General features: G+C 70.7%; 18 protein-coding genes. 16 read left to right on the forward strand and 2 right to left on the reverse strand.

Going from position 1 to position 21459, the window contains the following annotated elements; all coding sequences use genetic code 11:
- The first annotated feature begins 375 nt into the window (after positions 1-375).
- From J4H91_RS03640 to J4H91_RS03675, 8 genes are all read left to right on the forward strand, one after another.
- Positions 376-2238: an ABC transporter permease subunit gene (locus J4H91_RS03640; RefSeq protein WP_208044899.1), complete on the forward strand. Its 1863-nt coding sequence runs from the start codon at positions 376-378 to the stop codon at positions 2236-2238.
- A 1-nt stretch (position 2239) separates the two neighbouring features.
- Entirely contained in the window at positions 2240-3337 is a 1098-nt protein-coding gene (locus J4H91_RS03645; RefSeq protein WP_208044900.1) for an ABC transporter ATP-binding protein, read from the forward strand.
- Positions 3337-4206, forward strand: a complete 870-nt coding sequence (locus J4H91_RS03650; protein ID WP_208044901.1) for an inositol monophosphatase family protein — start codon at positions 3337-3339, stop codon at positions 4204-4206. Before J4H91_RS03645 ends, J4H91_RS03650 begins: the two co-directional genes overlap by 1 nt.
- A gap of 39 nt (positions 4207-4245) precedes the next feature.
- Complete coding sequence (locus J4H91_RS03655; RefSeq protein WP_208044902.1) at positions 4246-5439, forward strand: ABC transporter substrate-binding protein; 1194 nt, start codon at positions 4246-4248, stop codon at positions 5437-5439.
- Between the two features lie 151 nt (positions 5440-5590).
- Positions 5591-6340: a UTRA domain-containing protein gene (locus J4H91_RS03660; RefSeq protein WP_208044903.1), complete on the forward strand. Its 750-nt coding sequence runs from the start codon at positions 5591-5593 to the stop codon at positions 6338-6340.
- A gap of 71 nt (positions 6341-6411) precedes the next feature.
- Positions 6412-7209, forward strand: a complete 798-nt coding sequence (locus J4H91_RS03665; protein ID WP_208044904.1) for a tyrosine-protein phosphatase — start codon at positions 6412-6414, stop codon at positions 7207-7209.
- 169 nt (positions 7210-7378) lie between these two features.
- Positions 7379-8377, forward strand: a complete 999-nt coding sequence (locus J4H91_RS03670) for a Gfo/Idh/MocA family protein (RefSeq protein ID WP_208044905.1) — start codon at positions 7379-7381, stop codon at positions 8375-8377.
- Positions 8374-9411: a Gfo/Idh/MocA family protein gene (locus tag J4H91_RS03675; RefSeq protein ID WP_243752594.1), complete on the forward strand. Its 1038-nt coding sequence runs from the start codon at positions 8374-8376 to the stop codon at positions 9409-9411. The genes J4H91_RS03670 and J4H91_RS03675 overlap by 4 nt, the downstream gene beginning before the upstream one ends.
- A gap of 20 nt (positions 9412-9431) precedes the next feature.
- Here the strand turns inward: J4H91_RS03675 and J4H91_RS03680 are convergent, their stop codons facing one another.
- Complete coding sequence (locus J4H91_RS03680) at positions 9432-10880, reverse strand: amidase (RefSeq protein WP_208044906.1); 1449 nt, start codon at positions 10878-10880, stop codon at positions 9432-9434.
- Positions 10881-11092: 212 nt separating this feature from the next.
- Here J4H91_RS03680 and J4H91_RS03685 point away from each other — a divergent pair, with 212 nt between their 5' ends.
- The 8 genes from J4H91_RS03685 to J4H91_RS03720 all read left to right on the forward strand — a co-directional run bounded on the left by J4H91_RS03685 (position 11093) and on the right by J4H91_RS03720 (position 17686).
- Positions 11093-12259 carry a metal ABC transporter substrate-binding protein gene (locus tag J4H91_RS03685; RefSeq protein ID WP_208044907.1) on the forward strand — a complete coding sequence of 389 codons (1167 nt, stop codon included), beginning with the start codon at positions 11093-11095 and terminating at the stop codon, positions 12257-12259.
- Positions 12256-13128: a metal ABC transporter ATP-binding protein gene (locus tag J4H91_RS03690; RefSeq protein ID WP_341783427.1), complete on the forward strand. Its 873-nt coding sequence runs from the start codon at positions 12256-12258 to the stop codon at positions 13126-13128. The genes J4H91_RS03685 and J4H91_RS03690 overlap by 4 nt, the downstream gene beginning before the upstream one ends.
- The gene (locus tag J4H91_RS03695; protein ID WP_341783428.1) at positions 13128-14078 is read left to right on the forward strand and encodes a metal ABC transporter permease; all 951 of its coding nucleotides are present in this window, start codon (positions 13128-13130) and stop codon (positions 14076-14078) included. The genes J4H91_RS03690 and J4H91_RS03695 overlap by 1 nt, the downstream gene beginning before the upstream one ends.
- Complete coding sequence (locus J4H91_RS03700) at positions 14075-14938, forward strand: metal ABC transporter permease (protein ID WP_208044908.1); 864 nt, start codon at positions 14075-14077, stop codon at positions 14936-14938. Before J4H91_RS03695 ends, J4H91_RS03700 begins: the two co-directional genes overlap by 4 nt.
- Entirely contained in the window at positions 14922-15311 is a 390-nt protein-coding gene (locus J4H91_RS03705) for a Fur family transcriptional regulator (RefSeq protein WP_208044909.1), read from the forward strand. Before J4H91_RS03700 ends, J4H91_RS03705 begins: the two co-directional genes overlap by 17 nt.
- A gap of 125 nt (positions 15312-15436) precedes the next feature.
- A complete protein-coding gene (locus J4H91_RS03710; RefSeq protein ID WP_208044910.1) occupies positions 15437-16042 on the forward strand; it encodes a helix-turn-helix domain-containing protein in 606 nt (201 codons plus the stop codon).
- Complete coding sequence (locus tag J4H91_RS03715) at positions 16035-16814, forward strand: B3/B4 domain-containing protein (RefSeq protein WP_208044911.1); 780 nt, start codon at positions 16035-16037, stop codon at positions 16812-16814. The genes J4H91_RS03710 and J4H91_RS03715 overlap by 8 nt, the downstream gene beginning before the upstream one ends.
- Entirely contained in the window at positions 16811-17686 is an 876-nt protein-coding gene (locus J4H91_RS03720) for an EamA family transporter (RefSeq protein WP_341783429.1), read from the forward strand. The genes J4H91_RS03715 and J4H91_RS03720 overlap by 4 nt, the downstream gene beginning before the upstream one ends.
- Positions 17687-17698: 12 nt before the next feature.
- On the opposite strand, the gene J4H91_RS03725 is transcribed toward J4H91_RS03720, so the two are convergent.
- Positions 17699-21415 (reverse strand): efflux RND transporter permease subunit, encoded by a 3717-nt coding sequence (locus J4H91_RS03725; protein ID WP_208044912.1) that lies wholly within the window; start codon positions 21413-21415, stop codon positions 17699-17701.
- Between the last annotated feature and the right edge of the window lie 44 nt (positions 21416-21459).

A 21459-nucleotide genomic window follows, 5' to 3' on the forward strand; every position in this document is an offset into this window, starting at 1 on the left:
GCTTGCGGCCTGGGGAGCCGTGACTGCGCATCCCGCGTTCCCGGAGCCACTGATACGTGCCTCTCGGATTCAAGCCGAGCTGCCTGGCCGCCTCGGTGTTGTGCTGCAGTTCCTCGAACAGTGCGAAAAAGTCGGCCTTCTGCTCGGCTGTGTATCTCTGCCGAGGCCTGCGCCCAGTGGTCATTGCGACTCCCGATCAACTCAGGTGTTGCAACGACCACTGGAACTCACACATGCGTGAGGGGCGCTTTTGTGCTGTTCAGGCGGCTGTTCGCGTACCGGGCCCCGAAATGTTTTGACAAAGGTATCGAGATGGGTACATAATCTGAAAGGTATCGCGCCAGATATGTTTTAAAGTTCAGACAAGGATGTCACGTGACGACGACGATTCTCATCCCAGACCCGCAGGAGGAGGCGAAGCCGGGGCGCCGGAAACGCGGCACTGCCGTGAAGACGCCGCTCGGGTACCGCCTCCGCCTCTACGCGCAGAATCCGGTGGTCACCATCGGCGTCCTGTCGCTGGTCCTCTTCGGCTACCTGATCATCGCGCCCATCGTCACGCTGCTCGTCGACGGCCTCATCGTGCACCGCCAGGACACGATGATCACCCAGCAGCCCGAGGGCAGCATCACCTCCTACTACCTCTGGCGGGTGTTCGCATCGCCGCAGGCGATGTCGATCTTCTGGGGTCCGCTCGTCAACACGCTGATCATCGCGCTGTGCAGCATCGTGCTCGCGTTGATCGTGGGCGTCTCGGTCGCCTGGCTCATGGTCCGCACCAACATGTGGGGTCGCAAGTGGTTCGCGACCGCGCTCATCGTGCCCTACATGCTGCCGGCGTGGACGTTCGCGCTGTCGTGGGTGACGATGTTCAAGAACCGCACCACGGGCGGTCAGGCGGGGTGGCTCGAGAACCTCGGGATCGTCGTGCCCGATTGGCTGTCGTACGGGCGGGTGCCGATCATCCTGATCTTCGCGGCGCACTTCTCGCCGTTCGTGATCATGCTCGTGGGCAACGCCCTGAAGCGCTTCGACTCCACGCTCGAGGAGTCGGCGCGGCTGCTGGGCGCCTCCCGCCGCGAGGTGACCTTCAGCGTCGTGCTGCCGCTGCTGCGCCCGGCCCTGATCTCGGCGGTGACACTGATCCTCGCGAAGGTGCTCGGCGAGTTCGGCGTCGCCTACGTGCTGGGCCTGCCGGTGAACATGAACGTGCTCGCCACGAGCCTCTACCGCAACATCTACAGCGACCAGACGGGCTCCGCCGCGGTGATGGTCGCGGTGATCGTGCTGATCGGCGCGATCTCGCTGTGGGTCGACATGTACTTCCTGCGCGAGGCCAAGCGCTTCGTCACGATCTCGGGCAAGAGCGGTTCGAGCAACACCGTCGCCCGGCTCGGCAAGTCGCGCATCCTCGCGACGCTCGGCTGCACGGTGCTGTTCCTGATCAGCGTCGCGATCCCTCTGCTCGTGCTCGCGCTCTCGACCGTGATGAAGCTGCCCGGCGTGTTCAAGGCCGAGAACTTCACGCTCGAGTTCTGGACGGGGAGGGATCTGCCCACGATCGGCTTCCCCGACGGCGTGCTGTTCAACTCCGAGGTGTGGGGAGCGGCGTGGAACAGCCTCTGGATCGTGGGGCTCGCCGCGATCATGGCCGGCATCATGGGGCTCGTCGTCGGGTACGTCGTCGTCAGATCGCAGTCGAAGTTCGTGTCGGGCTTCCTGCGGCAGATGGTGTTCTTCCCGTACCTCGTTCCGGGCATCGCCTTCGCGGTGGCCTACCTGTCGCTGTTCGCGGTGCAGCGCGGCCCGATCCCCGCCCTCTACGGCACCGCGGCGCTGCTCGTGCTGATCTACTTCACGGAGCAGATGCCTTTCGCCTCCCGCGCAGGCATCTCGTCGATGATGCAGCTCGGCGCCGACCCCGAGGAGGCCGCGCAGATGTCGGGCGCCGGCTGGTGGCGCCGCTTCTTCACCATCGTGCTGCCCATCCAGAAGGGCGCACTCGCCACCGGCATGGTGATGGCGTTCATCTCGGGAGTGAAGAGCCTGAGCCTCGTGGTCATCCTCGCGGTGCCCGGCATGGACGTGCTCACCACGCTGTCGATCAGGCTGCTCGACGTCGGCTACTCGCAGGCCGGCAACGCGGTCGTGCTGCTCGTCGCGGTCATCGCGTTCGTGGGCACCTACAGCGTGCAGAAAATCATGAAAACCGATCTTGCTCAGGGAATGGGAGGCTGAAATGCCCACGATCACACTTGACGGCATCGTCAAGAACTACGGCGGAGACCAGAACGCGGTCGAGCATCTCGACCTCACCATCGACGACGGCGACTTCATGTGCCTGCTCGGCCCCTCGGGCTGCGGCAAGACCACCACGGTGCGCATGATCGCCGGCCTCGAGAACATCACCGACGGCAGCATCACGATCGGCGACACGGTCGTGGACGAGCCGCGGGCGAACCGCTTCGTGCCGCCCGAGAAGCGCGACATCGGCCTCGTGTTCCAGAGCTACGCGCTGTGGCCGCACCTGACGGTCGCCGACAACGTCGACTACGGGCTCAAGCTGCGCAAGATGCCGAAGGCGGAGCGGGCGGAGCGCGTCTCGCAGATGACGCAGAAGCTCGGCATCGCCCCCTACGTCGACCGCTACCCGGCGCAGTTGTCGGGCGGCCAGCAGCAGCGCGTCGCTCTGGCGCGCATGCTCGCGGTGAATCCCAAGCTGATGCTCCTCGATGAGCCGCTGTCGAACCTCGACTCGCGCCTGCGGCTCGAGATGCGCGCCGAACTCAAGCGCATCCACGACGAGTTCAAGGCGACGGTCGTGTTCGTGACGCACGACCAGTGGGAGGCCATGACCCTTGCGACCCGCGTCGCGGTGATGAACCAGGGCGTGCTGCAGCAGGTCGGCTCGCCGATGGACATCTACGACCGCCCCCGGAACCGCTTCGTGGCGAACTTCCTCGGAGTGCCCCCGATGAACTTCATCGAGATGGGCGAGGAGACCCCGCAGCGCGTGTACGCCGCACGCTTCCTCGAGGCGCACGGCGTGCCGGCGTCGGCGGCGGGATCCGTCGGGGTGCGCCCCGAGGCGCTGACGGTCGCGCAGCCCGATCCCTCGCGGCCGTCGGGAGACCTGGTGCTGCCCGGCCGCATCGAGTCGGTCATGCCGACCGGAGGCAGCTGGACCGTGGAGGCCGCGGTCGGCGGCCAGCGGGTGTACGCGACGACGCTGCAGCGCGGATCGCTGCAGCCCGGCGACGAGGTCGAGCTGGTCGCGCCCGCCGCGCAGGCGCACGTATTCGATACCGACGATGAGCGAGTAGAGGTCACCGCGTAATGACGAACATCCAAGAACTGAGCGCCTTCGCCACACGAATCGCGCGCGAGGCCGGAGCGATCGCGATGGAGGGGTTCCGCAACCGCGAGCTCGGCATCGACCTGAAAGCCGACTTCCACGACATGGTCACGAAATACGATCGCGCGTGCGAGGAGCACATCCGCGGCGCCATCCTCGAGGCGTACCCCGGGTCCACGATCGTGGGTGAGGAGGACGGAGCGAGTGAGGGATCGGGGCCGCTCGCCTGGCACATCGACCCCATCGACGGCACCGCGAACTTCGCCCGCGGCATGGCGCTGTGGGCCGTGAGCATCGGCATCGCCCGCGACGGCGAGATGATCGTCGGCGTCGTCTACGACCCCGCGAACGACCACATGTTCATGGCCGACGACCGCGGTGCCTTCCTGAACGACGAGCCCATGCGGAGCTGGGGATTCACCCGGCCCGAACAGGCGACCGTCGTGCTGAACTTCCCGCTGCCGCGCGATCTCGTGCACCTCCCCGAGCTCGCGCTCGAGCAGTTCACGGAGGCGAGCCGCCAGTTCGCGCAGGTGCGCGCTCTCGGGAGCAGCTGCATCTCGCTGTGCTGGGTCGCCGCGGGTTGGGTGGACGCCACCGTCTCGTTCGAGGCGAACTCCTGGGACGTCGCCGCCTCGGCCTTCATCGTGCGCCAGGCCGGAGGCGCCTACCGCAGCTACCTCGGCGGCGAGGAGCAGCCGCCCGAGCGCGACTACCTGAACCCCCACTACTACGCCACCGTGCCCGGCGGCGACTACCCGATCCTCGAACAGATCATGCTCACGCAGAGCGAGCGCCCGCTGCCGGCTGACCACCCGGCGGCGGCCCTGCTCACCACGCCCAATTCCTAGAACCGAATAATTTCAGCAGCTGAGTGAAGGAGCTCAACCATGAAACGACAGACACTGCAGCGCGCCACCGGACTGGCCGTCATCGCCCTGGCCTTCGGCCTCGGGGTCACGGCCTGCGCGCCTCCCGGAGCCGACACGAGCGGGGCGGCCGCGCAGAAGGATCAGCGCCAGGAGATCGAGCTGCAGCCCGACGAGACGGCGGAGGGCTTCGATCTCGACGCGCTGGTCGAGGCGGCCAAGAAGGAGGGGCCGATCACGATCTACGACGAGACCGGCAAGGTCTCCCAGATCACTGAGGCCTTCACCGCGAAGTACGGCATCGAAGCCGAGGGCGTGAAGATCGAGACGAACGCGATCGACAAGGTGAAGCGGGAGCACGACTCGGGCAACGTCATCGCGGACGTGCTCGCGATCTCAGAGCCGCCGGCCTTCTACGCCGAACTGCTGCGAGACGACATCCTGACCAACTGGGTGCCGGGCGACGTCTACGACAAGCTGCCCGAGGAGGCCCGCTACCCCTACCTGACGAGCGGCAACTGGCTGTGGTGGATGTACAACACCGAGGCCTACGGCGACACCTGCCCGGTCTCCAACCTGTGGGAGCTCACGGAGGAGGACTGGAAGGGCAAGGTCGCGCTGCCCGACCCCGAGGCGCGCGCGATGTACACGAACATCTGGAACCAGTCGGCCCGCGATCACGCGGACGAGTGGGCGAAGGCCTACGAGGACCTGTACGGGGAGAAGCTCGAGACCGACGAGCCGACCGCCTTCCACGAGTGGCTGAAGCGCCTCGCGAAGAACGCATCGGTGTTCAAGAGCGACGAGGAGGTCTCGGAGGCCGTCGGCGCGCCGGGTCAGGAGGCTCCTCCGCTCGGCCAGACGGCCGCCGCGAAGCTCCGAAACAACGCCGAGAAGGGCTACAGCATGGCTCCCTGCGCCGGGCTCGAGCCGTACGTCGCCGGGCCGATGCCGCAGACGATGGCCTACGCGTCCAAGAGCAAGAGCCCGAACGCGGCGAAGCTGTACATCCACTTCGCGACCTCGCAGGAGGGCATGGAGTTCATCATGCCCGACGGCAAGCGCTCCTACAATCCCGACGTCGTCGCACCCGAGGACGCATACGGACTCGACCCGCTGATCGCCGACGAGGCCCAGCCCTTCAGCACCGAGTACCTCGAGGACGACTACAAGAACACGGTCGCCTGGCAGGACTTCTGGCGCTCCAGCCGCTGACCGGTTCGGCCGTACCCCGGCCGCGATGCGGGTGGCGAGGGATCGGGACCGCCGATCCCTCGCCCCGTCGCCGGAGGCGACCTCGGAGGCCATAGCATGAGGGAGACTCCCGGCGCCGTGAGACGAACGAAGCGAGGACACGATGGCACGTGTGGCATTCGAAGAGGCCTTCACCGCGGTGGACCACGCCAGTTCGATCCCCCTCTATCTGCAGATCGTGTTCCAGGTCGACGGTGCGCTGCGCACCGGAAAGCTGGCCCGCGACGCGCTGCTGCCCTCCGAGAACGAGCTCTGCGCCGGCTTCGGGGTGGCCCGTTCGACGCTCCGTCGCGCGATGGCCAAGCTCGAGGAGCGCGGCATCATCTCGCGCGAGCGGGGGAGAGGAAAGGGCACGCGCATCGTACGGGCGGCTCCGATCACGCGCACACCGGGCAGTTTCGCGACGCTCTTCGACGCGATCTCGGCCTCGGCGCGGCGGCCGCTCTCGAAGGTGCTGGCGTTCGAGGAGCTGATCGTCGACGAGGCGCTGGCGGAGCTCACCGAGCTTCCGCTCGGCGCCAAGGTCACGCACATCCTGCGCCACCGGAGCGCGAACGACGAGCCGATCGCGGTGCTGGAGAACTGGATCCTCTCGGAGTATCTGGGTTTCAATCCCGAGCGTCTGGAGACCGAGAGCCTCGAAGCGCTGCTGCGGGAGAGCGGCGTGCGCATCCACCACGCCGAGTTCGAGTTCGTCGCCGTGCTCGCGACGGGCGAGACCGCGGAGTTCTTCGGGATCCCGGAGGGCACGCCGGTCGTGCAGGAGGTGCGGCGCTCCTTCAACTCGCGGCACCAGTACGAATACTCCTCCCACTACAACCACCCGACGAACGACCGGCTCAGGGGGATCGCGTCCCCCTGATCGCGACCGATCGCTGCCCGGTCGTCGTTCCACCCCGCCGGTAGCGCCGGCGAGAAAGCGATAACCGCACGATGAACCGCACGCAGCACGGAACCACCCGGCCTGCCGAGGTCGACGGGCCCGCCGAATCCGCCGAGCGCGTCGCGGCCGGACGCATGCTGCTCGACGGCGCTCACAACTTTCGCGACCTCGGCGGGTACGCGGCCTCCGGATCCGCGCTGCGGCCGGGCCTGCTCTACCGCGCCGACGCGCTGAACGCCCTCACCGACGCCGACCTCGACACGCTGCGCGGGTTGGGCATCGGGCTCGTGCTCGATCTGCGCGAGGGCACCGAGCGGCTCGCGAACCCCGACCGCGTCGACGGCCTCGGGGTGGAGCACCGCAGCGTGCCGCTGCACGACGATCAGCTCATGAACGCCGCCGGCGTCACCCAGCCCGCGGTCGACGAGCAGTACCGGCTCTACTGGGAGCGCTTCGGCCATCGCGTGGCGGAGGCCGTCGGAGTGCTGCTCGCCGCAGAGCGGCCCGCCGTGGTGCACTGCACCGCGGGCAAGGACCGCACGGGCGTCGTCGTCGCCGTGCTGCTCGAACTGCTCGGCGTGCCGCGCGAGACCATCTCTGCCGACTACCTGGTCTCCTGCCGCTTCCTCGCGGAGAGCCCGTTCTGGGAGCGTGCCGCGCGAGACTACGTGCAGGCCGGGATCCCGCTGTTCACGCTCGAGGAGGCCAAGGGGGTGCCGCGGGGCGGCATCGTCGTCGAGGTGCTCGACGCCCTCATCGAGCGCCACGGCAGCCTGGAGTCGTTCCTTCTCGCGCACGGCATCCCGCCGGAATCGATCGATCGGTTCCGTGCGCGCATGCTCGTGTAGTCCCATCGACCACCCGTGCCGGCGGAGTTCCATCACTCCATCGTCGCTCCGCCGGCACGGGTTCCTTCTCCTCCGAGAACATCGTGACGAATCCGTCCGTTCATCGACACGGCGCCCGATATTCGGCTAGATTCGTTCCGTTCGCATTTGTCAGTACAAAGGGGTTCGTATGAGGATCGGGATCATCGGCACGGGTGTGATGGGCGCCTTCCACGCGCAGTGCCTGCATACCGAGGTGTCGGGGGCGGTCGTCACCGCCCTCGCCGACGTCGATATGGAGCGCGCCCGCGCCGCCGCCGCGGCGATCCCCGGCGCGCTCGCCTTCGACAATGCGCAGGATCTCATCGACTGCCCCGAGGTCGACGCGGTGCTCATCGCATCGCCCGACTTCCTGCACGCCGAGCAGACCCTCGCCTGCATCGCCGCGGGCAAGCCGACGCTCTGCGAGAAGCCGCTGTCGTACTCCGTCGCCGACGCCGAGCGCGTCGTCGAAGCGCACCGCGCCGCTGTGGGCGAGGGCATCCCGCTCGTGCACCAGGGCTTCATGCGCCGCTTCGATCCCGGCTACGTCGAGCAGAAGCGCGTCGTGACCTCGGGCGAGCACGGGCGCCCCGTCATGGTGCACTCGATCGGCCGCGGGGTCGCCTCGGGCCCCGGCGCCACCGACGAGACGGTGATCTTCAACTCCGCGATCCACGACCTCGACCTCGTGCCGTGGCTGCTCGACTCGCCCGTCACCGAGGTGAGCTGGCACGCGCCCGAGACGCCGTCGTCTACGGGCGGAGGGCTGAGGGATCCCTTCCTGATCCTCCTCCGCACCGCCGATGGGGCGCTCTCGACCGTCGAGGTCTTCCTGAACGCGCGCTACGGCTACGACATGCGCTGCGAGGTGGTCTGCGAGAGCGGCGCCGTGTCGATCACCGAGCCGCACCGCGTCGCCGTCTCGACGCAGCTCGCGACGAGCACCGGCATCCCGGAGGACTTCCGCCCGCGCTTCGCCGAGGCCTACCGCCTCGAACTGCAGGAGTGGGTGACGGCGCTCGACGAGGGTCGCGCGCCCGCGCTCGCCACCGTGGAGGACGGTGCTGTCGCGACCCGCGTCGCGGCGGCGGCCGTCGCGTCGATGCGGAACGGCGGCGCGTTCGTGAGGATCGAGGACGTCGCATGACCGCCCGTGCGATGCCGCAGCCCGCCGTTCCCGACCCGATGGCCGGGCCGGTGCAGCGCTGGGCGGTCCTCGGCACCGGCTGGATCGCCGCGCAGTTCGTGCGGGCGCTGCAGCAGAACACGAACCAGCGGGTGGTCGCGGTCGGATCGCGCACCCAGGCACGTGCCGAGGAGTTCGCTGTCGAGCACGGCATCGAGCGCGCCTACGGCTCGTACGAGGAGCTCGTCGCCGCTGCCGATGTCGACGTCGTCTACGTCGCGACCGGGCATCTCGACCACTTCGCCCACGCGAAGCTCGCGCTCGAAGCGGGCAGGCCCGTGCTGATCGAGAAGCCGATGACGCCGACCGTCGCCGAGGCGCGGGAACTCGTGGAACTCGCCCGCGCGAAGGGACTCTTCGCGATGGAGGCGGTCTGGACGCTGGCGCTGCCCCGCTACTCGGTCGTGCGGCAGGTGCTCGCGAGCGGCATGCTCGGCGAGGTGGTCGAGGTCTCGGCGAACCTCGGCGAGCGCCTCGTCGACCACCACCGCGCCATGGACCCCGCGCAGGGTGGCGGCGCGATGAATGACATCGGCACCTACGTCATGATGTTCGCGAACGAGGTGCTGCCCGGCCTGCGGGTCGCGGCAGCGCACGGCATGCGGCACGCGGTCGCGGGCGTGGAGGCGCCGGGCGCGATCGGGCAGTTCCACGCGCTGCTCGCGGACGGGCGCGATCGCCTCGCGACCGTGAGCGCCTCGATGATGGCCGACACCCCGACCACGGCCTACGTCGCGGGCACTGAGGCGACGCTCGTGCTCGACGCGCCCTTCTACCAGCCCGGTCCGGTCGTCGTGCGCTTCCACGACGGAGAGGAGCTGCGCTACGACGAGCCGGCTCTCGCCCACACCCAGCTGTTCTGGGAGGCGCTCGAGGTGGCGCGCTGCCTCGATGCGGGTCTCGCCGAGTCGCCGCTGCGGCCGCTCGACCAGACGCTCGCCACGCTTTCGCTCATGGAGCGGGCGCGCGAGCTGATGGGCGACCCGTTGCGCTGATCGGCGAGGGATCCCTCCCCTCAGCACCGCATCAGCTGGGCGGCGAGCCGCAGCAGCTGCGCCTCCGACCCCGCGCGTCCGATGAGCTGAACGCCCATCGAGAGCCCGCCCGGCAGTTCGAGCGTGGGAACCGCGATCGCGGGCAGGCCCGAGACGTTGACCATCGAGGTGAAGGGCGTCCACTCGCACTGCGCCCGGTAGTCGTCGTCGGGCGCGAGGCTCATGAAGGCCCCGACAGCGGGCGGCGGTGCGGCCAGGCCCGGCGTCAGCACGATGTCGTAGGCGCCCCACTGATCCCGGAAGTCGGCGGCGATGGCGGTGATGACGGCGGCGGATTCGAGGTGCTCGTCGAGGGATCGGCCCAGTGCCCGCTCGCGGAACACGCGCGCGAGGTCGGTCAGCCGATCCGCGCCGCCCTCGGGCAGTTCGAGCAGCGAGAGCCCCGCCGTCCAGCAGCGGGCGAACGTCTCGGGGTAGCGCGGATCGTAGCGGAACTCCGCCTCCTCGACCCGGTGCCCGCGCTCGGCGAGTCGGGAGGCCGCGATCTCCCACGCCTCGCGCGCCTCCTCGGTGAGCGGCGTGGGGTGCGCGGCCTCGAAGGGCGAGGCGGCGCTGAGCCCGATGCGCAGACCCGTGAGGGCGTCGGCCGTTCGCACGGCGGCGAGCGCGGATCCCTCGCCGCCGGAGGCGCCCGGGCCTGCGGAAGCGCTCCCGGTCACGGAGGCGCCAGCATGCCCGCGCATCGCATCGTAGAGCAGGGCCGCGTCCTCCGGGGTGCGCGCGAGCGGGCCCGAGACGGCGAGGCGCGGTGCGCCGAACGGGTCGACGGGGCCGGGGGTCGGGCCCTCGAGCAGGTCTGCGGGCACCGAGCCGAGGCCCGGTTTCAGCCCCACGAGCCCGCATGCGAGCGCGGGGATGCGCACCGAGCCGCCTCCGTCGCTGCCCGGGGCGACGGGCAGCATGCCTGCCGCGACGGCCGCGGCGCTGCCTCCCGAGGAGCCGCCCGGGGTGCGCGAGGGATCGAGCGGATTGCGGGCGGGCGGTGCGATGCGGTTCTCGGAGTAGGCGTTGAGGCCGAACTCGGGCACCTGGGTCTTGCCGAGGGAGATCGCCCCGGCGTTGTGCAGCGCCGCGACTCCGGGGGAGTCTCGGGCGGGGCGCGCGACGGGGAGTGCCGCCGTGCCGAAGGTCGTCGGCGAGCCGATGACATCGACGAGATCCTTGAAGGCGATGGGCATGCCGTGGAGCGGGGGCAGGCCGGCTCGCTCCGATGCGGGTGTGGCCGCGAAGCGGGCGTCGGCGGCGTGCGCCTCGTCGCGCGCCCGGTCGGCGCTCACAGCGATGAAGGCGTCGAGGTCGTCGCCCTCGGAGATGCGTCCGAGGAAGTGCTCGACGGCCTCGACGGCGGTGACCTCGCCCCTGCGCAGCGCGTCGCGCAGGGCGACGGCGGTCTCGGGCAGTGCGCTCATGACGTCAGCCTACGCAGCCTGCGCTGCTGTCGCACGGGGTCATCGACGACACGTGCGCACGATCCGGGTCGGTTGTGGGGTGTGTCGAGGCGATTCGCCGCGCGACACACCCCACAACTGACCTCGATCGTCGCGGGTCGCACCGTACTGCTTTTGCGAACCGTTATCATTTACGGGTAAAGTGATTGTCGTTCTCATTTAGGAAGCGAATCATGGCACCCGTCTCACGCACACCGCGCGTCTCGCGCACCGCATCCATCCTCAAGCCCGCCGCGCTCGGTGGTCTCGCGCTCGTCGCAGCGCTCGCCCTGAGCTCGTGCTCGAGCACGGCATCGGGCGACGCGGGCGGCGGGGAGGGATCCCTCTCCGTCGTCGCCACCACCACGCAGCTCGCGGATTTCACCTCTGAGGTCGGCGGAGACGACGTCGAGGTCACGGGTCTGCTGCAGCCCGGCTCCTCGGCCCACCACTTCGACCCGACCCCCGCCGACCTGCTGGCGCTCGGCGAGGCCGACGTGCTGGTGGTCAACGGGGCGGGCCTCGAGACCTTCGTCGACAGCGCGATCGAGGCCTCGGGCTTCGACGGCGAGATCATCACCGCGGCCCACGGCCTCGACGAGACCGTGCTGCGCGAGATCACGGCGGAGGGCGGCGCCGTCGCGGACGACCACGATCATGCGCACGAGGGCGAGGTCGCGCACGCCGAGGACGGCGGCGCGCCCGACGAGCACGGCGCCGACGAGCACGGCCACGAGGCCGACGAGCACGGCGAGGAGGCGCACGACCACGGCGATCACGATCACGGCGACGTGAACCCGCACATCTGGACGAGCCCTCGCAATGCCGAGGGCATGGTCGAGGAGATCGCGAAGGGTCTCGCGAAGGCCGATCCCGCCGACGCCGAGGACTACGCGCAGCGCGCAGAGGAATACGTTCAGAAGCTCGGCGACCTCGACGCCTGGATCACCGCCCAGTTCGAGCGCGTGCCGGCCGAGGAGCGGGTGCTCGTGAGCGGCCACGACTCGCTCCGCTACTACCTGCACGACTACGGCATCGAGTTCGCGGGCTCCATCCTGCCGAGCTTCGAGGACAACGCCGAGCCCAGCGCCGCCGAGATCGACGCGCTCGTGGCCTCGATCAGGGAGCGCGGCGTGAAGGCCGTGTTCGTCGAATCGTCCATGAGCCCGAAGCTCGCGCAGACCATCGCGAAGGAGGCCGGCGTGCAGGTCGTCGACGCCGAGTCGCTCTTCGCCGACTCGCTCGGCGCGAAGGGCACCGACGGCGAGACCTACATCGGCGCGACCGAGCACAACACCCGCGTGATCCTCGAGGCGTGGGGAGTGGAGCCGCAGCCGCTTCCCGATAGTCTGCAAGGGTGATTCCCGCCGGTTCGGACCCCGCTCCCGGCGCCGCGTGCGAGACCGTCGGCGTCGGGAGCGCCGCGTCGTCCGGGCACCCCGGGGGTGGCGCGTCCGCGCTCTCGCTCGTCGGGGCGGCCTTCGGCTACGACGGCGTCACGCGCGTGGAGCGCCTGACACTCGAAGTGCCCGCGGGCACTGCGGTGGCGCTCATCGGCCCCAACGGTTCGGGCAAGTCGACGCTGCTGCGCGGCATCCTCGGCCTCGCCGAGCTCACGGCGGGCGAAGTGCGGGTGCTCGGAGAGACGCCCCGGCGCGCGCGGCGCTTCGTCGGCACGCTGCCCCAGGCCGATACCAGGGACGCGAACCTCCCGTTGACGCTGCGGCAGGTGGTGACGATGGGCCTGTACCGCTCGAGGGGGGCGCTGCGGCCGATCGGCCGAGATGGCCGCACCGCGGTGAGCGGTGCGCTCGAGCGAGTCGGGCTCGCGGCCCTCGCGAGGCGCCGCTTCGGCGAGCTCTCCGGCGGTCAGCAGCAGCGAGGGATCCTCGCGCGCGCCCTCGTCTCCGATCCGCGCCTGCTGCTGCTCGACGAGCCGTTCAACGGCCTCGACCGCGAGAACCGGGAAGCGCTGCTCGGCCTGGTGCGCGGGCTGCGCGAGGAGGGCCGCACGGTGATCGTGTCGACCCACGACCTCGAGATCGCGCAGGAGGCCTGCACCCACGTGCTGCTGCTCTCGAGCGGGCACGAGGCCGATCAGCCGGGGCACCCCGCCGCGTTCGGCCCGCTCGACGAGGCGCTCACGCTCGCGGCGGTGCAGCACGCGTTCCAGGACACGACGGTCGAGCTCGACCACCACACGGTCACGACGACCCGGGAGACCGAGTAGTGCTCGCCGCGGTCGGATCCCTCGCCTCCGAGTTCGGTCCGCTCGAGATCTTCGCGCTGCCCTTCATGTGGCGCGCGCTCGCGACGGTCGTCATCCTCGCCGTCGCCGCGGGCGTCGTGGGTCTCTTCATCGGCTTCCGCGAGCTCGAGTTCGTGAGCGACGGGCTCGTGCACGCCGTCTTCCCCGGCCTCGTCATCGGTGCAGCGGTGGGCGGATCGGCCGCGCTGCTGCCGGGAGCCGCGGTCGCCGCGGTGATCGCGGCCGTGCTGTTCACCGCGATCGAGCGCCGCGGCGGGGTCGGGGCCGACGCCGCCATCGCGGTCGTGCTCACCGGGCTCTTCAGCCTCGGCATCGTGCTCGTGTCGCTGCAGGAGGGCTATGTCTCGCAATTGCAGGATCTGCTGTTCGGGCGCCTGCTGACCGTCACGGAGGCGCAGCTCGCGCAGGTGCTGGTCGTGGCCGTCGCGGCCGTGCTCGTGGTACTCGCGACCTGGCGGGCCCAGCTGTTCCGCGCGTTCGACGCGGCGGGGGCCGAGGCCGCCGGCTTCCGCCCGCTCGCGGCCGACCTGTCGCTCGGAGTCGCCGTCGCGCTGCTCGTGGTCGCCGGCGTGCAGGCGCTCGGAGTGCTGATGGTGATCGCCCTGCTCACCGTGCCCATGGCCGCCGCGCGACTGCTGACGCGCCGCTTCGCGCTGCTCATCCCGCTCGCGATCCTGCTCCCGCTCGTCGCGGGCGTCGCGGGTCTGTGGCTCTCGTTCGAGTGGTCGGTCGGTTCGGGGGCGACCGTGTCTCCCGGTGCCGTGGTGGTGCTGCTGCTCATCGCGGGCTACCTGCTCGCGGCGCTGCTCCGCGTGGTCGTGCTGCGGCGCTCACCGCTGCTGCGGACGGAAACCGGTGGCTCCGGCGACGGCCGCGACGGCGGGCGAGGGATCCGGGAGCGCGCCGCATGAGCTATCTCGCGCTCGCCGCGCTCGAGCTCGCGCTGCTCGGCCTGCTCTCGGGTCTCGCAGGCACGCTCATCGTGCTGCGGCGCCGCTCGTTCTTCGCGGTGGCGCTCAGCCACGCGACCTTCCCCGGCGGCGTCGTCTTCGCCGTGCTCGGCTGGAACCTGCTGCTCGGGCAGGCGCTGTTCGCGCTCGTGCTCGTGCTGCTCATGACGCTCCTGTCGCGCATCCCGCAGCAGGGTCGTCAGGTGACGAGCGGGGTCGTGCTCTCGTTCGGTTTCGCGCTCGGCACGCTGCTCGCGAGTCTCAACCCGGGGCTCGGCGTGCCGGTCGAGGCGCTGCTGGTGGGCTCGCCCCTGAGCGTCACCGGCGGCGATGTCGCGGCGACCGCCGGCGTGCTCGTGGCGTCGGCGCTGGTGCTCGCGGCGACCCGGCGCAGCATCCTGTTCCACACCTTCGACCCCGTCGGCTTCGCCGCAGCGGGCTTCCGCGGCTGGCCGATCGAGCTCGTGGTGACCGGGGTGATCGCCGCCTCCGTGGTCGTCGCGATGCCCGCGGTCGGCGCGATCCTCGGGGTCGCCGTGCTCATCGCGCCGGCCGCCGCCGCGCGCGTGCTCGTGGGGCGGATCGAGTGGATCCCTCCCCTCGCCGCCGCGATCGGGGTGCTCGGCGGCCTGCTCGGCCTCTGGATCTCGCGCGAGTTCGGCGTCGCGGCAGGGGGCTCGGTCGGGCTGGTGCTGACGGGCCTCTTCGTGCTCGCGCTGGCGGTGCGATCCCTCGCCCGCGCATTCGCGCTCCCGCGCCCGCCGAAGTTCGCTACGGTGGATGCCAAGCGACGGGAGGACTGTGATGCAGCCGAGGCGTAACACCTGGCAGCGCGAGGCGGTGCGCGCCGCGCTCGCCGAGGCCCGCGGCTTCGTCAGCGCCCAGCAGCTGCATCAGGGACTGCGCGACGGGGGGTCGACGATCGGCCTCGCGACCGTCTACCGCGCGCTCGCCGGCCTCGCCGAGACGGGTGAGGCGGACTCGCTGCAGTCTCCCGAGGGCGAGAACCTGTTCCGCTCCTGCGCGACGCAAGGCCACCATCATCACCTCATCTGTCGCAGCTGCGGTGCGACGGTCGAGCTCTCGGCCACCGTCGTCGAGGAGTGGACGAAGCGCGTCGGCGCCGAGCACGGCTTCACCGAGATCGAGCACGTGGTCGACCTGTTCGGCCTGTGCGAGCGCTGCCGCTCCTGAGGCGCGGTTGACCGCCGGGCCGCGGCGCCAGTGCGCCCGGCCGCCGCGCGGTTCGTCGGATGGGCTTCGATACGGGAGGCTGCCGAGAACTTGATGATGCACTAGAGGTGCATTATGCTGCACTCATGGATGAGAGTGCGGAGACACTGGCGCGTGCGATCGGCGCGCGCGTGCGACAGGAGCGCAAGCTGCGCGACTGGACCCTCGACGGCCTCGCGGCTGCGGCCGGCGTGAGCCGCAGGATGCTCGTGAACGTCGAGCAGGGAACGGTGAACCCGAGCGTCGGCACGTTGCTGCGCATCTCCGACGCGCTCGGCGTCGGGCTGCCCGCGCTCGTCGAGCCGCCCGAGCCGCGCGCCGCGAAGCTGACACGCAGCGGTGAGGGAGCGGTGCTCTGGAACGGCGAGGCGGGCGGGCGCGGGGTGCTCGTCGCGGGTACCGAGCCGCCCGACGTGGTCGAGCTCTGGGACTGGATCCTCGCCCCGGGCGAGCGGCACTCGAGCGAGTCCCACTCCCCGGGCACGCGCGAGCTGCTGCACGTGCGGGAGGGCTCCCTCACGGTCGAGATCGAGGGCGAGGCCCACGAACTGCAGGAGGGCGACGCGCTGAGCTTCCGAGGAGATGCCGCGCACGCCTACGCAAACCCGCACGAGCGGCCCGCCCGCTTCTCGCTCGCGGTCTTCGAGCCCGGAGTCGGAGCGACGCACCGATCGGAGGCCCCCGATGCCTGAGCAGACGGCGCCCGAGACGACGCCCGAGAACTTCCTCGCCGCGTGCTCGGTCGATCCCTCCGTGCTCGCGCTCCGCCCCGACTACCGCGCGATGCTGCTCGTCGTCGACGGTCTCGAACCGGGCCGTGCGGCGGGCGAGGGATCGGCGCACGGCGACGAATCGGCAGTCGGCGAGGGATCGGCAGCGATCGACGCGCTCGTCGCGCGCGCCGAGGAGCACGCGCGCACGCTGCTCGCGGGCTCACCGGTCGAGGAGCTGCCCCACATCGCCGCCTGGCGCGACGCCTACCGCGCCTTCGGAGCCAAGCCGCAGCGCACCCGCAACAGCCTCGAGGCGCTCACCCGCAGAGCCGGGACCGGTCTGCCGCGCGTCAACGCGCTCACCGACGTCTACAACGCAATCTCGGTGCTGCACCAGGTGCCGCTCGGAGGCGAGGACCTGGTCGCTTACGCCGGCCCGGCGCGACTGACGCGTGCGACGGGCGACGAGCCCTTCGACACCGTCGCGAACGGGGAGGCGGCGATCGAGCACCCCGATCCCGGCGAGGTCGTCTGGACGGACGACGCGGGGGTGACCTGCCGCCGCTGGAACTGGCGGCAGGGCCGCCGAACGGCGCTCACCGACACGACGCGCACAGCGTTCTTCATCATGGACGCCCTCGAACCGATGGGCGACACGGCGCTCGACAGCGCCGCCGACGCCCTGACCGACGCGCTCGCGGCGCTCGGCGACGGCGCGACGGTCGTCCGCAGGAGGGTGGGCGCCGCGTGATCCCGCGCTCCTCGACGGGGATCCCTCCCTGGTCGCTGGCCATCGCCGCGATGCTGCTCATCCAGGTCTCGAACGCGCTCTCCGTCACGGTGATCGAGCAGGTCGGGCCCGCGGGCACGGCCTGGCTGCGCATGTGCTTCGGCGGTGTTCTGCTGCTCATCATCGCGAGGCCTCGCCTCAGATCGATCAGGGCGAGGGATCTCCCCGCGCTGCTCGTGCTCGGACTCGTCACGGGATTCATGACCACCTTCTTCCTCGCGGCGGTCGAGCGCATCCCGCTCGGCACCGCCGTGGCGATCGAGTTCCTCGGTCCGCTCGCGGTCGCCGGAATCGCGAGCAAGCGCCGCAGTGCGCTCGCCTGGCCGCTGCTCGCGCTCGTCGGAATCGTGCTGCTCACCGAGCCCTGGCACGGACGCATGGACCTCGTCGGGGTGGGCTTCGCGCTGCTGGCGGGCACCTGTTGGGCGCTCTACAACGTCTTCACCCAGTCCGTCGGCGACCGCTTCTCGGGCATCAGCGGGCTGGCGCTCACCATCCCGATCGCCGCCGTCTTCACCGCGCCCGTCGGGCTGCCGCAGGTGCTCGGCGGCAACGCGGCGCTCTGGGTGCTGCTGCTCGCAGCGGGCATCGCGCTCATCACTCCCGTCATCTCCTTCGGCCTCGAGATGCTCGCGCTGCGACGCATGACGCACACCGCGTTCGGCACCCTGCTCGCGATCGAGCCGGCCTTCGGCGTGCTCATCGGTCTGCTCGTGCTGAGCCAGTCTCCGACCGCCATGCAGCTCGTCGGCATCGCGCTCGTCGTGATCGCGGGTGCCGCCGCGCAGCGCGGCGGCGGCAGGCAGCGGGTGGAGCCCCACCCCGCCGATTGAGCGAGCGGAGCCTCACTCCCGCAGATCCTCGAGCACCGCGGTGACCGCCTCCTCGTTCGCCCGGCCGGCCTGCGGGCCGTCGGCCGCGAAGCGGCGCTTCCACACGATCTTGTTCGCCAGGTAGCGGGCGCGCTTCAGCCTCCTCCGCTCGCGCCTACGCTCCACGAGCGTGTACAGGATCGGCACGAGCACGAGCGTCAGCAGGGTCGACGAGATCAGGCCGCCGATCACCACGATCGCGAGCGGCTTCGAGATGAAGACACCGCCGCCGGTCAGCCCGAGCGACATCGGCACGAGCGCGAAGATCGTGGCGGCCGCGGTCATCAGGATGGGGCGCAGGCGCAGTCGGGTGCCGTGCTCCACGGCCTCGTCGAGGTCGGCGCCGCTCGCGCGCAGCCGGTTCACGAGGTCCATGAGCACGATCGCGTTCGTCACCACGATGCCGATGAGCATGAGCAGGCCGATCAGGGCGGGCAGGCCGAGCGGCGTGTTCGTGACGAGCAGGCCGAGGATGGCGCCCGTGGCCGCGAACGGGATCGAGACGAGCAGCACGAACGGCCCGCGGAAGCTGCGGAACGTCGCGACCATCACGAGCATGACGAGCACGATCGCGCCGAGCATCGCCGCGAACAGCTGGGTGAAGGCCTCGTCCTGCTCGGCGCTCACGCCGCCGAGGTCGAACGAGACGCCCGCGGGCAGCTCGGTCTCGGCGATGGCCTCGTCGATCGCCGCGTTCGCCGCGTCGAGCTGCCCCGGTCGCGGCGTCACGGTGAGCACGACCTGGCGATCGCCGTCGGCCCGCGTGATCATGGGCGCGGTCAGCTCCTCCTCGACGGTCGCGATCTCGGAGAGGGGGATCGCGGAGCCCGTGACCGCTGCCGCGGCCTTCTGCTCGGCCTCGGCCTGATCCTGCTCGGCCCGCTGATTCGCGGCCTCGGCCTGCGCCTCTCGCAGCGACTTGATCTGCTCGTCGGCGCCCTCGATCCCGCTCTGCGCCCCCGCGATGGCCTCCTGCAGGGCTGCGATCTGCGCGGCGCGCTCCTCGTAGGCCCGCGCGGCCGCGTCCTCCTCGGGCGAGAGCGGCGGCTGGGGCACGACGGGCGCCGTGAGCAGCTGCGCGAGCTGCTGGTTCAGCGGTGCGAGCTGGGCGGCGAGCTCCGCGCGCATGTTCTGCGCCTCGGTGATCTGCGAGGCGAGTTCGTTCTCCGACTTCACGCGCGCGTCCTCGGCCTGGGCCTCGGCCTTCTGCTGCAGTGCGTCGCTCGCGGCCTTCTGGGCCGCCGCGTTCTGCTGGGGCGTGACGGGCAGCATGATCTCGCCGAGCTTCGCGGCGCCGCGCTCGGACCCTGGCGTGCGCACGACGATGTCGCGCTCGCGGCCCTCGAGCATCAGGCGGCCGGCGGTGCTGCCCTCGAGGGCCTCCTGGATCGCCTTCGCGACCGACGCCCGGTCGAAGCCGAGCAGCGTGGCCTTCGCCTCATCGAGTTTCACGCGCATGACGGGCTGCTCGCCCTTCAGATCGCTCTGCACCGACCGCACGCCCTCCGCGTCCGACAGGCGCTCCTCGAGCGACTCGCTCGCCTTGCGCAACGCCGCGGGATCGCTGCCCTTGATCTGCAGCGCGATGCCCGAACCGGCGGCTCCCGCCACGAAGGCGTCCTGCGTGGCCAGACGCACCTCGCCCGCGCCCCGCAGATCGTCGAGCGCGCGCTCCACTGCGGCGCTCACGGTGTTGGCGTCGGCTCCGTCGGCGAGCTGCACGTCGTAGGTGATCGTGGTCGGCTCGCCCGCGACCGCGGTGCCGACCGGGATCGACGTCATCACGTCGCGCACGCCGGTCACCTCGCCGAGCGCCCGTTCCACGGGCTCGGCGACCGCGATGAGCTCTTCGGCTCCGAGCGCGGCGCCCGTCAGCTCGGGCGCTTCCTCGCCCTCCTCGGCCTGCTTCTTCTCCGGCGTCTGCAGCACCTGCAGGCTCTCGGCGCCCGATGAGCCGAGGAAGTCGGTCTGCAGCAGCGAGGTCATCGCGAGCGTTCCGATCAGGATGAGGCCCGAGGCGATCAGCGTGATCACCGGATGCCGCCTCGTCGCGTTCAGCGCGGGCATGACCGCCCGCTGCAGGCGGTCGGGAGCGGTGTGGATCTCGGCGAGGTCGTCGTGCGGGTCTGCGGCCGGGGCCGCGCCTGCGGCGGCGAGGGATCCCTCGCCCGTTCTCCCGCCCCTCCGCCGCTTGCCGCGCATGAACCAGAACGCGAGCACCGGCACGATCGTGAGCGCGACGAACAGCGACGCGAGCAGGGCGATCGTCACGGTCACCGCGAAGGGGCGGAACAGCTGGCCGGCGAGCCCCGACACGAAGGCGATCGGCAGGAACACCGCCACCGTGGTGAGCGTCGAAGCCGTGATCGCACCCGCCACCTGCCGCACCGAGGCGACGACGCCCTCCACGGTCAGCGGGCCGGTGCCGCGGCGGCGGCTGATGTTCTCGATCACCACGATCGAGTCGTCGACGACGCGGCCGATCGCGATCGTGAGCGCGCCGAGCGTGAGGATGTTCAGGGTATTGCCGCTCCACCACAGGCCGATGAGGGTGATCAGCAGCGACAGCGGGATGGAGAGCGCGGCGATCACGGTCGATCGCCACGAGCCCAGGAACGCGAGGATCACGAGCACCGCGAACAGCAGGCCGAGGCCGCCCTCGACCGACAGGTCGTGGATCGACTGCTCGATGTAGGGCGCCTGGTCGAAGATCGCGACGAACTCCGCGTCGAGGCCCGGCGCGAGCCGGTCGAGCTCCGCGTTCACCGCGTGCGAGATGTCGACGACGTTGGCGCCCTGGGCGGGCGTGATCTGCAGCGTCATCGCGGGGTTGCCGTTGACGCGCGAGATGCTCGTCGCGGGCTTCGTCTCGAGGTGCACGTCGGCGAAGTCGGAGACGCCCACCACGCTGCTGTTGCCCTCGGCGTCGGTCACCGTGAGCGGCAGGGCGGCGATCTCGGCGGCCGCCTCCTCCGCCGTCGCGCCTGCCCCGAGCATCGTGCCGACCGTCACGGAGACGGGCCCCTCGGGGGAGTCGGCCTGGCCGGCGGGGAGCGTCGCACCGTGCGCCTCGAGCAGCGGCGGGAGCATGGCCGGGTCGACCCGGAGGCGGGTGACGTCGGCAGCGCGCAGGTCGATCATCACCTGCTGCTCCTCGCGGCCCGAGAGCTCGACCGTGCGCACGCCGCTCACGCCCTGCAGGGCGGGCACCACCGTGTTCGCGAGCGCGTCTCCGAACTTCGCCCGGTCGCCGGGAGCGCCCGCGCTCAGCACCATCGCGGGCATGTCGTCGGAGCCGCCCGAGAAGACCTGCACCTCGGCGCCCGTCGGCAGCATGGGCTTCAGCGACTCGGCTGCGCCGCGCACCGCGCGGAAGGTCTCGTCGTCGTTCTCGCCGAAGGGCCACTCGACGGTGATGTCGGCAGTGCCGCTCGTCGTCGTCGACGTCACCCGGTTGACGCCCGACACGCCCTGTACCGCCTGCTCGACGGGCTCCGTTACGGTGCGCGCCATCTCCTCGGGCGCGAGGCCGTCGGCCTGCACGCTCACGAACGCCATCGGCACCTGCATCGACGGCATGAGCTCCTGCTTCAACGCGCTCATGGAGAAGAGGCCGAGCACCGCCACTGCGAGCGTCGTGAGCCCGACGATGAGGCGGTTCTTGAGGCTGGTGCGCGTGAGAAATGACATGCGTGCTTTCGGGCCGGGCCGCGGGTGCGTGCGGCGGATCGTCG

It is taken from the genome of Leucobacter ruminantium (assembly GCF_017565705.1).
Taxonomy (GTDB): Bacteria; Actinomycetota; Actinomycetes; order Actinomycetales; family Microbacteriaceae; genus Leucobacter; species Leucobacter ruminantium.